Origin of the sequence: Hymenobacter caeli, from assembly GCF_013294115.1 — a bacterium.
Taxonomy (GTDB): Bacteria; Bacteroidota; Bacteroidia; order Cytophagales; family Hymenobacteraceae; genus Hymenobacter; species Hymenobacter caeli.
This window is the reverse complement of the sequence record NZ_JABSNP010000003.1, coordinates 233,677-246,963: the sequence shown is the minus strand read 5'-3', so window position 1 is coordinate 246,963 and position 13,287 is coordinate 233,677. Positions and strand designations below refer to the sequence as shown.

12 protein-coding genes are annotated in these 13,287 nt (G+C 66.8%); 8 read left to right on the top strand and 4 right to left on the bottom strand.

Going from position 1 to position 13,287, the window contains the following annotated elements; genetic code table 11:
* Nucleotides 1–377: 377 nt before the first annotated feature.
* The 8 genes from HNP98_RS04435 to HNP98_RS04400 all read left to right on the top strand — a co-directional run bounded on the left by HNP98_RS04435 (nt 378) and on the right by HNP98_RS04400 (nt 9,618).
* Nucleotides 378–1,040 carry a DedA family protein gene (locus HNP98_RS04435; protein WP_173808844.1) on the top strand — a complete coding sequence of 221 codons (663 nt, stop codon included), beginning with the start codon at nt 378–380 and terminating at the stop codon, nt 1,038–1,040.
* A 43-nt stretch (nt 1,041–1,083) separates the two neighbouring features.
* The gene (locus HNP98_RS04430; protein ID WP_173808843.1) at nt 1,084–1,830 is read left to right on the top strand and encodes a shikimate dehydrogenase family protein; all 747 of its coding nucleotides are present in this window, start codon (nt 1,084–1,086) and stop codon (nt 1,828–1,830) included.
* A gap of 387 nt (nt 1,831–2,217) precedes the next feature.
* A complete protein-coding gene (locus HNP98_RS04425) occupies nt 2,218–2,847 on the top strand; it encodes an RNA polymerase sigma factor (RefSeq protein WP_317171042.1) in 630 nt (209 codons plus the stop codon).
* Nucleotides 2,837–4,564, top strand: a complete 1,728-nt coding sequence (locus HNP98_RS04420; RefSeq protein WP_173808842.1) for a hypothetical protein — start codon at nt 2,837–2,839, stop codon at nt 4,562–4,564. Before HNP98_RS04425 ends, HNP98_RS04420 begins: the two co-directional genes overlap by 11 nt.
* Nucleotides 4,565–4,625: 61 nt before the next feature.
* Nucleotides 4,626–5,600, top strand: coding sequence for a hypothetical protein (locus HNP98_RS04415; RefSeq protein WP_173808841.1), 975 nt, complete (start codon nt 4,626–4,628; stop codon nt 5,598–5,600).
* A gap of 47 nt (nt 5,601–5,647) precedes the next feature.
* Nucleotides 5,648–6,013, top strand: coding sequence for a DUF6970 domain-containing protein (locus HNP98_RS04410; RefSeq protein ID WP_173808840.1), 366 nt, complete (start codon nt 5,648–5,650; stop codon nt 6,011–6,013).
* 83 nt (nt 6,014–6,096) lie between these two features.
* Nucleotides 6,097–8,142, top strand: a complete 2,046-nt coding sequence (gene uvrB, locus HNP98_RS04405; protein ID WP_173808839.1) for an excinuclease ABC subunit UvrB — start codon at nt 6,097–6,099, stop codon at nt 8,140–8,142.
* 105 nt (nt 8,143–8,247) lie between these two features.
* Nucleotides 8,248–9,618: a sigma-54-dependent transcriptional regulator gene (locus HNP98_RS04400; RefSeq protein ID WP_173808838.1), complete on the top strand. Its 1,371-nt coding sequence runs from the start codon at nt 8,248–8,250 to the stop codon at nt 9,616–9,618.
* Nucleotides 9,619–9,635: 17 nt separating this feature from the next.
* On the opposite strand, the gene kdpC is transcribed toward HNP98_RS04400, so the two are convergent.
* From kdpC to HNP98_RS22535, 4 genes are all read right to left on the bottom strand, one after another.
* Complete coding sequence (kdpC, locus tag HNP98_RS04395; RefSeq protein WP_173808837.1) at nt 9,636–10,202, bottom strand: potassium-transporting ATPase subunit KdpC; 567 nt, start codon at nt 10,200–10,202, stop codon at nt 9,636–9,638.
* Nucleotides 10,203–10,410: 208 nt separating this feature from the next.
* On the bottom strand, nt 10,411–12,129 hold the full coding sequence (gene kdpA / locus HNP98_RS04390) for a potassium-transporting ATPase subunit KdpA (protein WP_173808836.1): 1,719 nt from the start codon (nt 12,127–12,129) through the stop codon (nt 10,411–10,413).
* 25 nt (nt 12,130–12,154) lie between these two features.
* Nucleotides 12,155–12,466: a hypothetical protein gene (locus HNP98_RS04385; RefSeq protein WP_173808835.1), complete on the bottom strand. Its 312-nt coding sequence runs from the start codon at nt 12,464–12,466 to the stop codon at nt 12,155–12,157.
* A 416-nt stretch (nt 12,467–12,882) separates the two neighbouring features.
* Nucleotides 12,883–13,287, bottom strand: coding sequence for a hypothetical protein (locus HNP98_RS22535; RefSeq protein ID WP_246274967.1), 405 nt, complete (start codon nt 13,285–13,287; stop codon nt 12,883–12,885).

Here is a 13,287-nt window from a genome sequence, read left to right as displayed (position 1 = left end):
GTATGTCAAGAAGAAATATTTGCAATATTAATCATCTTATTCGGGGCGCATATACGCATCATCATACCCAGCGTTCGGGTTTTAAAATGAATCTTTGAAAAATGATTTGTTTGTTATAGTACAGCCCCGAACTTGTTGTTTTAAGCCTATTTAACTTATTTGAGGGCTGCGTGCACTATGCCGCAAGGCGTGGGGTTTGCCCTAGCCTACCGGGGTTTGGCACTACCCTATACTGCCGAGCTTATTCTGGGCGGGCAGCGGGGATGGGCCAAGCAGGGTGCAACGACTTGGCCCGGGGCCCCCGGCAGGCTGCCGCAGGGGCAGCCCGGCGCTTTGCGCCCGGCAGGGTTTCTTTGTGGGCATTCTTTCTGCCCCGCATGGAAATCGTCAAACACTTCTTCGACCTGCTGCTGCACCTCGACAAAACCCTGGTGGACGTGGTGAGCACCTACGGCACTTGGACTTACCTGGTGCTGTTCCTCATCGTGTTCACCGAAACGGGCATCATCGTGTTTCCCTTCCTACCCGGCGACTCGCTCCTGTTTGCGGCGGGGGCCCTGGCGGCGCGGCCCGAAACCGGCCTGAGCGTGTGGGTGCTCATCCCGCTGCTGATTGCGGCGGCCTTCACCGGCGACAACGTGAACTACGCCGTGGGCGACTACCTGGGGCCGCGGGTGTTCCAGCACGATTTCCGGTTTTTGAAGCGCAAGTACCTCGACCAGACCCAGGCGTTTTACGCCAAGCACGGCGGTAAAACCATCATCATGGCCCGCTTCGTGCCCATTGTGCGCACGTTCGCGCCGTTTGTGGCGGGCGTGGGCACCATGAAGTACCGGCACTTTGCCTCGTACAGCATCGTGGGGGCCGTGCTGTGGGTGGCGCTGCTCACCACGGCCGGCTACCTGTTCGGCAACATCGAGGCGGTAAAAAAGAACTTTGAGCTGGTGGTATTGGGCATCATCGTGCTGTCGGTGCTGCCGCCGCTGTGGTCGTTTATGAAAGGCAAGCTGGGCCCCCAGCCGGCCACCGGGCCGCGCTAGCCCGCCGCTGCCCTGCTTGCCCGCCCCTTCACTTCCCTGCCCCATGCGTGAGTTCGGACTCATCGGCCGCTCGCTCGGCCACTCGTTTTCGCAAACGTATTTCGCCCAGAAGTTTTACAGCCTGGGCCTCACCGACTGCCGCTACGACCTGTTCGAGCTGCCCACCGCCGCCGGCCTGCCGGCCCTGCTGCGGGCCCACCCGGACCTGCGCGGCCTCAACGTGACGGTGCCGTACAAGGAAGAGGTGTGGCCCTACCTGGACGAGGTGACGCCCTCGGCGGCCCGGGTGGGGGCCGTGAACGTGATTGACGTGCGCCCCGACGGCCGCCTGGTGGGCCACAACACCGATTACGTGGGCTTCCGCGAGTCGCTGCGGCCGTTTTTCCCGCTGCGGGGGGCCGCGGCCCGGGCCCTGGTGCTGGGCACGGGCGGGGCCGCCAAGGCCGTGGAGACGGCCCTGCGCGATTTGGACATCCCGTACTGGCTGGTGGGCCGCCGCCCGCTGGGCCCCGGCCTCACCTACGACGACCTCACGCCCGCCGTGGTGGCCGGGCACCCGCTCATCGTCAACGCCACGCCGCTGGGCACGTTTCCCCGCGTGGAGGAGGCCCCGGCGCTGCCCTACGCGGCCCTCACGCCCGGCCACTACCTCTACGACCTGGTGTACAACCCCGCCGAAACGCGGTTCATGGCCCACGGCAAGGCCGCCGGGGCCCAGGTAAAAAACGGGTTCGAGATGCTGTGCCTGCAAGCCGAAGCCGCCTGGGACATCTGGAACCAGGCCAGCTGAGCGTTACCGCTTGCCCTCGTTGCCGGGCGTGCCGCCGGCTGTTGCAGTGCGGCCGCGAGCAGCACCGGGCGGAAGCTGCGCCTTGACGGGAACAGGAGTGGCGGGCAAAGGCGCGGCTGCGCCCGGCTGAACGGTGCCCCCGGGTGGCTGCTGCGGGCACGGCCGGTGGCCTGCCGGGGCGTCGTTTTTTGCCGGCGGCCCGCTTAATTTTAACGCCGGCGGCGGGGCTTGCAACCCTTGGGGGCCGCCGGGGCCTCTCGTGCGTAGCCCACGGCTTCACTGGTCCTTCCACCCTTGCTTGCGCCCTATGCCGGACGTTTTTTCTTGCACCATCAGCGCCGTTGCCGTTACCGGGCACCGGGCCGGGCCGCTGCCCCGACATCGCGCGTGAGCGCCGCCGCCTGGCCGGCCAGCGGGGCCGACGAAACTGCTTTGCCCCGCCTGACGGTGAGCCGCACCGCCCGCGCCGCGCCCACCGAAGACGAGCTGATTGCCGGCTGCCTGGCCGGCCAGCAGCTGGCCCAGAAGCAGCTCTACGACAAGTACGCGGCCCGCATGATGGCCGTGTGCCTGCGCTACGCCCAAACCACCTTCGAGGCCGAGGACGTGCTCCAGGAAGGTTTCCTGACCGTGTTTCGGACGCTGGGCAGCTTCCGGCGCGAGTGCCCGCTGGAGTTCTGGATCCGGCGGGTGATGGTGAACGCCGCCCTGCGCCAGCACCGCCGCAACGCCCCGCTGGTGGCGGTGAGCGACGCCGAATACCCGGCCGCGCTGGCCAGCCCCGAGTTCACGCTCAGCAACTACAACTTCCAGGAGCTGCTGGCCCTGGTGCAGGAGCTGGCCCCGCGCTACCGCATGGTGTTCAACCTGTACGCCATCGAAGGCTACACCCACCGCGAAATCGGCGAGCTGATGAGCATCAGCGAAGGCACCAGCAAATCGCAGTACTCGCGGGCCCGCGCCATTCTTCAAACCAAACTGGAGCGCCTGAGCGCCCCGCCCCGTTATGATTCCTAACAACTTCACCCCGCCCCCCCCGGACGCCGAGCCACCCAAGGGCAGCCTGGAAGAGCTTTTCCGCCACCACCTGGCCGACGCCAAGGCCACGCCGCGCCCGCTGGTGTGGGAACAGCTCGACAACGCCCTGCTCGTGCGCCAGAACGAAACCTACCGCCGCCGCCTGGTGGCCACCCGCTGGGTAGCCGCCGCCAGCCTGCTCGTGGCCTCGTTTGCCGGGGCCGACTGGTGGGCCCGGCACGCGCTACCGGCCCCGGCGGCCACCGTGGCCACGAGCCCGGCCGGCGCGAACGGACGCCCCGGACGCACCCCAGCCGATGCGGCCGTGGCCACCGGGTTGCCGCCGGCAACGGCCCCTGACCGAACTGCTCCCAGGGCAGCGGTGGGCGGCGGGCTGGCCCTTTCGGGCCCCGCCGGCTCGGTTGCCGCCGGCTCGGTTGCCGCCGGCTCGGTTGCCGCCGGCTCGGTTGCCGCCGGCTCGGATGGGCCTAAAGACGCAGTCACTCTGAGGGCCAGCGCCGACGACGGCACCCGCTCACCCGGCCGTCCGGGCTTTGTGCCCAGTGTCGCCGCTACCCGGCCGGCCGGTTCTGTTTCTTCTCAGGCGAGTTCTCTCCGGGCGAATGAGGCGGCAGCGCCGGGCCAGCTTACGAGCATGGCCGGTAGCAATAGCGCGGCGCAGGCCTCCAACCAGGCCAGCCGCGGCAGCGCCGCTGCGGGAGCAGCCGGGGCGTATAGCAGCGGGGCTTACGCTGCCCCCACCGCTTACGCCAGTGCCGGCAATGCGCTGACGGACGGCCCTATTGCCGTTGCCAGGGCCGAAGCCAGCGGCGCGGCCGGCCCCCGCGGAGCGTGGGTCTCGCTGGCCCTGCGGCCGGCAGCGCTGGCCCCGGCCGCGCCCGGCCCCGCGCTGCCGGCCCGCCTGGCGGCGGCGGCGGCGGTGCCCAACGTGGCGGCGCTGCCGCTGCGCCGCTGGCAGTTCGGGGCGAGCTACGCGGCCGGCGTATTCCATCCCAACGCGGACTTTTCGCAGGATGCTGCCCCCACGGCTACTGCCTACGCCTATTCGCCAGCAGCCCTGCGCACCAGTTCGCAGACGCTTAACAACCGGGCCGCCGCCGAGTACCGCGCGAACCTGCGCGGGGGCCTCGACCAGCGCGTGTCGCTGCGGGCCACGCGCCTGCTGGGCGGCCACTGGGCCCTGAGCACCGGCCTGGAGCTGGGCCAGCACGAGGCACAGTCGGCCACCACCACCAGCTTCGTGGGCGAGCAGCTGGCCGATTACGCCTTTGCCGCGACCCCGCCCGCCACCTTGCGCACCACCTCTTTCCGCTACCGCACGGCGGGCGTGCCCGTGGCCGTGCACTACGCCAACCCCGTGAAGCGCGGCTGGAGTGCCTACGGCCGCCTCGGAGCCGCGGTGAGCGCCTTGTTCAACGTGCGCTCGGAAGTGGCCGGCGAGCCCGAAGCCACCAAAACCTATTCCCTCACCACCGGCTCGCCCTACCGGCGGCTGCTCACCACGCTGCGCGGCGGGGCGGGGGCCCAGTACCGCCCCGCCACGGGCCGCTGCACGCTCTCGGTGGGCCCCACGGCCGAGTTGGGCGTGCTCTCGCTCAATGCCCAGCCCATGCAGGATTTCGTGCGCCAGAGCCGGCCTTACAGCTTTGGGCTGGAAGCCACCGTGGATTTTGGGGGCACTGTGAAGATGCCGTAGCCCTGCCACCGGCCCACTTTCTCTGACCATCCCACTGCTTATGAATCGTCATCTACTCCCGTTGCTTCTGGTAATCATCTCGTTGGCGGGGCTATGCCGGCTGGGCTTTGAGGTGGCGAGCCGCTGCCGGGCCTCCGCGGCCCTGGGCCCGGTAAACCCCGTGGTGGGCGACGCCAGCTTCGTGGCCCGTTTCGGCCGGGGCCCCACGGACGAAACGCCGGACGTGCTGCGCATCCAAACGCACTTGGCCTATGCCGAGCAGCGGCTGCGCCAGTGCACCCCGGAGGCCCTGCCGGCGGCGCTGCGCCAGCGCCGGGCCCACCTGCTCGATTTGCTGCACGCCTATTGGCAGGCGGGTGTGTTTCCGCGGAACGCGGCCCCCGACGGGCAGCGCCACCCCTGCTTCATCGACGGGGCGGGGCGCATCTGTGCCGTGGGCTACCTCGTGGAACAAACCGCCGGCCGCGCCGCCGCCGAGTGCATCAACCGGCGCTTTCAGTACAGCAATTTGCTGGATATGCGCGACGACGCCCTCGGCCGCTGGGTGGCCCAAAGCGGCTTAAGTCTGGCTGACTGCGCCCTAATCCAGCCCACTTACGGGCCGGTGTACACCCCTGTGGCTAGCGGCAACAACATTCCCAACGGCTACGGCACCGCCTCGGCCGTACTCGGGGGCCTCAACCTGTCGGCCCTGGCCTTGAGCAGTTCGGACGCGGGCCGCCAGGCGGGCCGCTGGCTGCCGTGGCTGACGATGGCCAGCGGCACCACCCAGCTCGTGCTCGGAGCCACCCGGTTTCCCGCGGCCCCCGAGGCACGCATCAACGGTACACCGCCTACCAACGAATCGCAAAAAATCCTGTCGATGGCCAACCTCGGCGTGGGCACGGCCACGGTGCTCTTCGGGGCCTGGAACCTGCTGCACCGGCCGGCGACTACTGCCCAGGGCCCCCGCACCAGTTGGAACGTGGGGCCCGCCCCGGCCGGTGTTGGGCAGCACGCCGACGGCATGAGCTTGTTTCTGGCCCGGCGCTTTTAATGGGTACCCGCGGCCGCTTATTCAACGTCTCATTGCCGTTTCTCACCATGCGTAAACTTCAACCCTTCTGCTGGGCTTTGCTGAGCATTTTGCCCCTGGTGGCTTCCCAGTGCCGCGAAACGGCCAGCGAGCCGGGCCCCAACTGCGGGGCCAGCATCCAAACCAAAATCGCCGAACTACAGGCGCAGCCCAAAGGCAACCCGGCCTACGAAATATGGCAATACACTTACCACGGCCAGAAAGTGTACCTGGTAACGTCTTCGTGCTGCGACCAATATATTACACTCTACGACGAGTGCCTGAACGTGCTGTGCGCCCCGAGCGGCGGCATTACCGGCCGGGGCGACGGACGCTGCCCGGAGTTCTACCAGCTCTCTACCAACCGGCAGCTGGTGTGGCGCGATCCGCGCTAGCCACTTTTATCGAAATGCAGAAACCACGGCGGCGCGTTTTGGGTTAAGTTAGCTGGCCTTTTCCGGCTTGCTTTCCTCCCCGCATGGACTACCAGCTCACCTCCGAATTCAGCCCCACCGGCGACCAGCCCACCGCCATCGCCAAGCTCGTGGCGGGCGTGAACGGCGGCGAGCACGCCCAGGTGCTGCTGGGGGCCACCGGCACCGGCAAAACCTTTACGATGGCCAACGTCATCGCCGAAACCGGCAAGCCGGCCCTCGTGCTGTGCCATAACAAAACGCTGGCCGCCCAGCTCTACGGCGAGTTCAAGGCGTTTTTCCCCAATAATGCCGTCGAGTACTACATCAGCTACTACGACTACTACCAGCCGGAGGCCTACATCGCCAGCACCGACGTCTTTATCGAGAAAGACCTGGCCATCAACGAGGAGATTGAGAAGCTGCGGCTGCACTGCACCTCCACGCTGCTCAGCGGCCGGCGCGACGTGATTGTGGTGGCCTCGGTGTCGTGCATTTACGGCATCGGCAACCCCGAGGAATTCGCCAAAAACGTCATCTTTATGAAGCCGGGGATGCGCTACACGCGCAACAACCTGCTCTACCAGTTCGTCCAGATTCTGTACTCGCGCACGGAAGTGGAGTTTTCACGCGGCACGTTTCGGGTGAAGGGCGACACGGTGGACGTGTTTCCGGCCTACGCCGACTTCGCCTACCGCCTCTACTTTTTCGGCGACGAGATTGAGTCGGTGCAGAAAATTGATCCGGTGAGCGGCAAGAAGCTGAGCGACGAGCCCAACGGCGTGGCCCTGTACCCGGCCAACCTGTTCGTGACCGGCAAGGAGACGCTGCAAACCGCCATCCACCAGATTCAGGACGACATGGTGGCCCAGCACGCCTACTTCGAAAAAGAGGGCCGCGACGTGGAAGCCAAGCGCATCCAGGAGCGCACCGAGTTCGATTTGGAGATGATTCGGGAGCTGGGCTACTGCTCGGGCATCGAGAACTACTCGCGCTACTTCGACCAGCGCACGCCGGGGGCCCGGCCGTTCTGCCTGCTGGATTACTTCCCCAAAGACTACCTGCTGGTGGTGGACGAGAGCCACGCCACGATGCCGCAAATCCGGGCCATGTGGGGCGGCGACCGCAGCCGCAAGACGGCCCTTATCGAGTACGGCTTCCGCCTGCCCTCGGCCCTCGACAACCGGCCCCTGACCTTCAACGAGTTCGAGAGCATGTACCAGCAGGCCGTGTTCGTGAGCGCCACCCCGGCCGACTACGAGCTGGCCCAGGCCGGCGGCGTGGTGGTGGAGCAAATCATTCGCCCCACGGGCCTGCTCGACCCCATCATCGACCTGCGCCCCAGCTCGAACCAGATTGACGACCTGCTCGACGAGGTGGACGAGCGGGTGAAGATGGGCGACCGGGTGCTCGTGACGACCCTCACCAAGCGCATGGCCGAGGAGTTGAGCAAGTACATGCTGCGCCTGGGCATCAAGGTGGAATACGTGCACTCCGACGTGAAAACCCTGGACCGAGTGGAAATTCTGCGCAAGCTGCGGCTGGGCGAAATCGACGTGCTCATCGGCGTGAACCTGCTGCGCGAGGGCCTCGACCTGCCCGAGGTGAGCCTGGTGGCCATCCTCGACGCCGACAAGGAAGGCTTCCTGCGCGACCAGCGCAGCCTGATTCAGACCATGGGCCGGGCAGCCCGAAACGACCGCGGCAAGGTCATCCTCTACGCCGACCGCATGACCGGCTCGATGCAGCGGGCCATCGACGAAACCAACCGCCGCCGCGCCACCCAGGCCGCCTACAACGAGTTGCACGGCATCACGCCGCGCACCGTGCGCAAGAGCCACGCCCAGATACTGGGCCAAACCGACCTGGCCGACTACCGCACCTTGGAGCCCCAGGCCCAGCCCGTGGGCTACGGCGACGCCGGTGCCGCCCTGGCCCTGGCCGCCGAGCCCGTGGTGGCCATGATGACGCGCCCCGAGCTGGAAAAGCTCATCAAGCAGACCGAGAAGCAGATGGAAGCCGCCGCCAAGGAACTCGACTTCCTGCAAGCCGCCAAGCTGCGCGACGAGCTGGGGGCCCTAAAAGGCGTGCTGAAAGGCAAGCGGGACTGAGTCCGGTTGGTAAGTTGCGGGGCCCCGCACCGTTTGGTGCGGGGCCTTTTTGCGCGTTGGCCGGCCCGTTTCACCGTCCTTTGCAGCCTACTTTTCTGCCCGCCCATGCCCACCGGCACCATTTTGCTGATTGACGACGAAGCCCAGCTGCGCACCGTGGTGGGGCGGCTGCTGGAGCTGGAGGGCTACGTCGTGCTGCAAGCCCCCGACGCCCGGCGCGGCCTCCAGCTGTTGCAGGAGCGGGCCGACGAGGTGCTGCTGGTGCTGAGCGACGTGAAGCTGCCCGACGGCCACGGCGTGGAGCTGCTGCCCCGCTTCAAGGAAAAGGCCCCCTTGGCCGAGGTGGTGCTGGTGACGGCCCACGGCACCGTGCCCGACGGCGTGCGGGCCATGAAAGCCGGGGCGTTCGACTACCTCACCAAGGGCGATTCCGACGACCAGCTGCTGGTGGTGGTGGAGCGGGCCGTAGAAAAAGCCCGCCTCCAGCGCCGGGTGGCCGACTTGGAGCGGCAGGTGGCCAGCACCCAGTCCACGTTCGACGCCATTGTGGGCCACGCGCCGGCCCTGGAGCAGGCCAAGCACCTGGCCCGCCAGGTAGCGCCCACCGACGCCACGGTGCTGCTCGGGGGCCCCACGGGCGCGGGCAAGGAGCTGTTTGCCCAGGCCATCCACGGGGCCAGCGGGCGGCGGCAGAAGGCCTTTGTGGCCGTCAATTGCAGCGCCTTTTCGCGCGAGCTGCTGGAGTCGGAGCTGTTTGGCTACAAGAAAGGGGCCTTTACCGGGGCCCAGGCCGACAAGAAGGGGTTGATTGAGGAGGCCAACGGCGGCACGCTGTTCCTCGACGAGATTGGGGAGCTGGAGCTGGGCTTGCAGGCCAAGCTGCTGCGGGTGCTCGAAACCCAGGAGTTCCTGAAAATCGGCGACACCCGGCCCACCCGGGTCAACGTGCGCCTGATTGCCGCCAGCAACCGCAACCTGCGCCAGGAGATAGAGCTGGGCCATTTCCGGCCCGACCTGTACTACCGCCTGGCGGGCTTCGAGGTACTGGTGCCGCCCCTGAGCGCCCGCCGGGCCGACATCCCCGCGCTGGTGGCGTTTTATTCGCGGCAGCTGGCCGCCAAGCTCACCCGCCAGCCCCTGGTGCTCACCGACGAGGCCCTGCAAGCCCTGCAACGCTACGGCTGGCCCGGCAACGTGCGCGAGCTGAAGAACGTGTTGGAGCGGGCCGCCATCCTCACGCCCGCCGGCCAGCCCCTGGCCCTCGACGGCCTGCCGGTGGAAGTGCAGCTGGCCGCCGCCGAGCCCGCCGGCCCCGTGCCCGCCGGCGACGAGCGCAGCCTGCGCCGCGTGGAGGAGCAGCACATCCGACGCCTCCTGCTCGAAACCCACGGCAACAAAACCGAAGCGGCGCGGGTGCTGGGCATCGGCCTCACCACGCTCTACCGCAAGATTCAGGAGTACGGGTTGGGCGAGTAGGGCCCGGGGGCCGGGCGCTAGCGGCCCGCCGGCAGCGCGTCGAGCGCCAGGTTGAGCTGGAGCACCCCCACGTGGGCCGGGCCCACGAAGCCCAGCCAGGGGCCCGCCGTCTGGGCTTGCACCAGGGCCGCCACCCGGGCAGGGGCCAGGCCGCGGGCCCGGGCCACGCGGGCCACCTGCACGAGGGCCCCGGCGGGCGAGAGGTCGGGGTCGAGGCCCGAGCCGCTGGCCGTGAGTAGCTCGGCGGGCACCTGGGCGCGGGTCACGCCGGGGTTTTGGAGGAGAAAGGTGTCGAGGCGGGCCTTGGCGACGGCTAGAAACGCGGGGTTGGTGGGGCTCAGGTTCGAGGCCCCGGTGGCGGCGGCGTTGTAGTCCACGGCCGAGGGCCGGCCCTGGAAATAGCGGGCTCGGGTAAATTTCTGCCCGATATAGCGGAAGCCCACCACCCGGCCCTGGGCCACCACCGGCGAGCCCGCCGCCCGCTCGGGCGTGAGCTGGGCAAAGGCCCAAATCAGCCCCGGAAACGCAAACCCAAACAGGAGCAGCAGCAAGCCGCTCAGCAGCACCGGACGCAAGAAATTCATATTTTTAAGGTGGAGATTATTCGGTGTGAGAATGTGGAAATTGAGGCCGTTCAGGGAACATCAAATCCAACTAAGCCGTCATGCAGAGCGCAGCGAAGCATCTCTACTGCTCTACTAATCCAATCGATTGGTTTACTAACGCAGTAGAAATGCTTCGCTGCGTTCTGCATAATCGTCCGTTAATAATCTACCAGCCAACGACAAAGACTTACCGGCCGCCAAAATACTCGGCCAGGGGCCCCAGCGTGAGGGCCGGAAAAAACAGGAGGGCCCCCAGGACGCCGATGACCACCAGCAGCAGCACCGCGAACGTGGCCGACTCCAGCCGGATGCCGCCCAGGCTGGGCGGGGTGGGATTTTTGGCCAGCAGCCCGGCCGCGATAATCAGGGCCCCGACGATGGGCACGAAGCGCCCGCTGAGCATGGCGAGGCAGGGCGTCAGGTTCCAGAACGGGTTGTTGCTGCCCAAGCCCCCGAAGCCCGAGCCGTTGCCGGATGCCGCCGAAATGAACTCGTAGAGCATGGTGCTGAAGCCGTGGGCCCCCGGGTTGCTGAGCCACTTGAGGGCGTCGGCGGCGTGGGGCGTGGTGGCCCACAGCCAGGCGGCGAGGCCGGTGCAGGCCAGCACCACCACCGGCTGAGCCACGGCCACCAGCGTGGCGGCCTGCATCTCGCGGGCCTCCACCTTCTTGCCCAGCAGCTCGGGCGAGCGGCCCACCATCAGGCTGGCGATGAAAGCGGTGATAACGATGTAAATGAACATGTTAAGGAAACCCGTGCCCACCCCGCCGAAAAAGGCGTCGATTTGCATCAGCAGCATGAACGGCACGCCCGTGAGCGGCGCAAAGCTATCTTGGGCCCCGGCAATGGTGCCGGCCGGGATGGCCATGTTGATGCCCGCGTAGGCGGCGGTGTGGTACACGCCGAAGCGCACTTCTTTGCCTTCGAGCTGGTTGCCGCCCGGGGCTTCGGCCAAGCCCAGCGCCGTGAGGGCCGGGTTGCCGCGCAGCTCCACCCACACGGCCGGCGCGGCCAGCAGCAGCAGGCCGGCCGTCATCACCGCGAACAGTATGGCCGCGAAGCGCCGCCGGCGCAGGTAGTAGCCCAGCATCACCACGAAGGCCATAGGCAGGAGCATGACGGCCACGTGGTGCACGGCAAACGTGAAAAACGTGGGGTTCTCGAACGGGTGGGCGTCGTTGGGTCCAAAGAAGCCGCCGCCGTTCGAGCCCAGCTCCTTAATGGACATCATGGCTGCCACCGGGCCCCGGGCCACGGTGGCGGCCGTGCCCTCCAGGGTAGGGTGGTGGGCGGCTCCCGCAAAGGTCATCGGCACTCCGCCCAGCTCGAACAGCACCGAAAATACTAGGCACACGGGCAGCAGGATGCGCACGCAGGAGCGCACCAAATCCTGGTAGAAGTTGCCCACGTGGCCCGCAGTGTCGGTGCCGCCCAGGGCCCGCACCACGGCGATGCCGGCGGCCAGGCTGGTGCCGGCGCTCACGAACTGCAAAAACGTGAGCACCGCCATTTGAGCAAAGTACGAAGCCCCGGTTTCGCCCGAGTAGTGCTGGGCGTTGGTGCTGGTGAGGAAGCTCACGGCCGTGTGCAGGGCCTGGGTGAGCTCCATCGCCGGGATGTGGTCGGGGTTCCAGAAGGGCAGCCGGTTCTGCACCAGCAGGATGCCCACGGCCCAGACAAGCCACACCAAGTTGATACCCAGCAGGGCCCCCACGTACTGCCGCCAGGTCATGGCCCGGGTGGGCTTCAGGCCGGTGAGGCGGTAAAGCGCGTTTTCGAGGGGGGCCAGCACGGGGTCGAGCCAGGTGGCCTCCCCACCGTACACGCGGGCCATGTAGCGCCCCACGGGCAGGGCCAGCGCGGCGGATAGCCCAAATAGCAACCCAACATTCAAGGTATTCAGCATAAAGCAGCGAAGCGGTTTTTAACTTTTATAACCGACAGAAGCGGTCCGGCAGGTCACCGTTGAACTCGGCGTGGGCAATCCACAGCTCGAAGGCGGGCAGCGACAGGTGCTCCATCATGTACTCGCGCATGGAGATGCCGCGCAGCTCCAGCGCGAAGCGCAGAAAATTCCGTTCGGTTTGGGCCACGGCGAAGCCTTTGGCTTGGAACTCGGCCCGCTCGGTGGGGTTGAGCTGCCGGAGCCAGTCGAAGAAATCGGTGGCGGTAAGCTGGGCGCGGGTGGCCTGGGCGTAGTAGCCGCGAGCCGCCTGACTTATTTCGGTGAGTTGGTCGGGCATTGAGGGCAAGGAGTGGCGGAGCGCGGGCGGGTGGCCGGCGGATGTCAACGCCGGGGGCCAAGACGATGCCAACCGCACAAACTGGCCCCTAAGCGCTGCATTCGCCGTTCGTTCCCGCGGGCCCCCCTTTCATAATGGTAGGACCCCTACCATAATGGGGCGTTGGCCGTGCGACGGCCGGTACCCCGGCGGTAGTGATTGCGGCAACCAACCCATGCGCCAGCTCAAGCCGGCCCGCTCTTACTGGGCCTGCGTGCACCAGCCCGGCGCCGTGCTGCCGTAGGGCCCTAAGCGCCTGGGCAAGCCTACCATTTTGACAAACGCCCTACCAAAATGGAGTGGTGCTCACTGCCAGGGCCCGGGCAATAAAGCGAAACTATAATTTTTTATTTTACTGTAAAACAACAGTATAGCACTTAAAAAAAGCTGGGCAATTCCACTTGGGCGCGGCTTTGGCAACCCGCCGCCACAGCTGTCACCCTGTTTTTCCGACTAACACCTTCCCCATGCCCCCGCTCCTGATGCTCCCCCTCCTCGTCGCCACCGGCATTGCCGGCTTTTGGCTCTTTTACAAATCCGTGGACTTTTTTGACCACATCTAGCCCCGCGCTGCCATGATGATTGCCCTGTTTGCCCTTGCGCTGGCCACGTTCGGCTACCTCTGCTACGTGCTGCTTCGGCCCGAAGAGTTTTAATCCGGGGCTTACGGACCCGGTGATGCGCTGCTGCGCAGGCACCGTGCGCGAGGCGAAAGCCAGCACGCCCGCCCCGCCTTCACCACCGGTACTTCCAGCCCTCCAAGTTTCTAAGTTTCTTTTCAC

Excerpts from the sequence above, each read along its gene's own strand:
- HNP98_RS04435 (WP_173808844.1), top strand. The coding sequence starts at position 378 with ATGGAAATCGTCAAACACTTCTTCGACCTGCTGCTGCACCTCGACAAA.
- HNP98_RS04430 (WP_173808843.1), top strand. The coding sequence starts at position 1,084 with ATGCGTGAGTTCGGACTCATCGGCCGCTCGCTCGGCCACTCGTTTTCG.
- HNP98_RS04420 (WP_173808842.1), top strand. The coding sequence starts at position 2,837 with ATGATTCCTAACAACTTCACCCCGCCCCCCCCGGACGCCGAGCCACCC.
- HNP98_RS04410 (WP_173808840.1), top strand. The coding sequence starts at position 5,648 with ATGCGTAAACTTCAACCCTTCTGCTGGGCTTTGCTGAGCATTTTGCCC.
- uvrB (WP_173808839.1), top strand. The coding sequence starts at position 6,097 with ATGGACTACCAGCTCACCTCCGAATTCAGCCCCACCGGCGACCAGCCC.
- HNP98_RS04400 (WP_173808838.1), top strand. The coding sequence starts at position 8,248 with ATGCCCACCGGCACCATTTTGCTGATTGACGACGAAGCCCAGCTGCGC.
- kdpC (WP_173808837.1), bottom strand. The coding sequence starts at position 10,202 with ATGAATTTCTTGCGTCCGGTGCTGCTGAGCGGCTTGCTGCTGCTCCTG.
- kdpA (WP_173808836.1), bottom strand. The coding sequence starts at position 12,129 with ATGCTGAATACCTTGAATGTTGGGTTGCTATTTGGGCTATCCGCCGCG.
- HNP98_RS04385 (WP_173808835.1), bottom strand. The coding sequence starts at position 12,466 with ATGCCCGACCAACTCACCGAAATAAGTCAGGCGGCTCGCGGCTACTAC.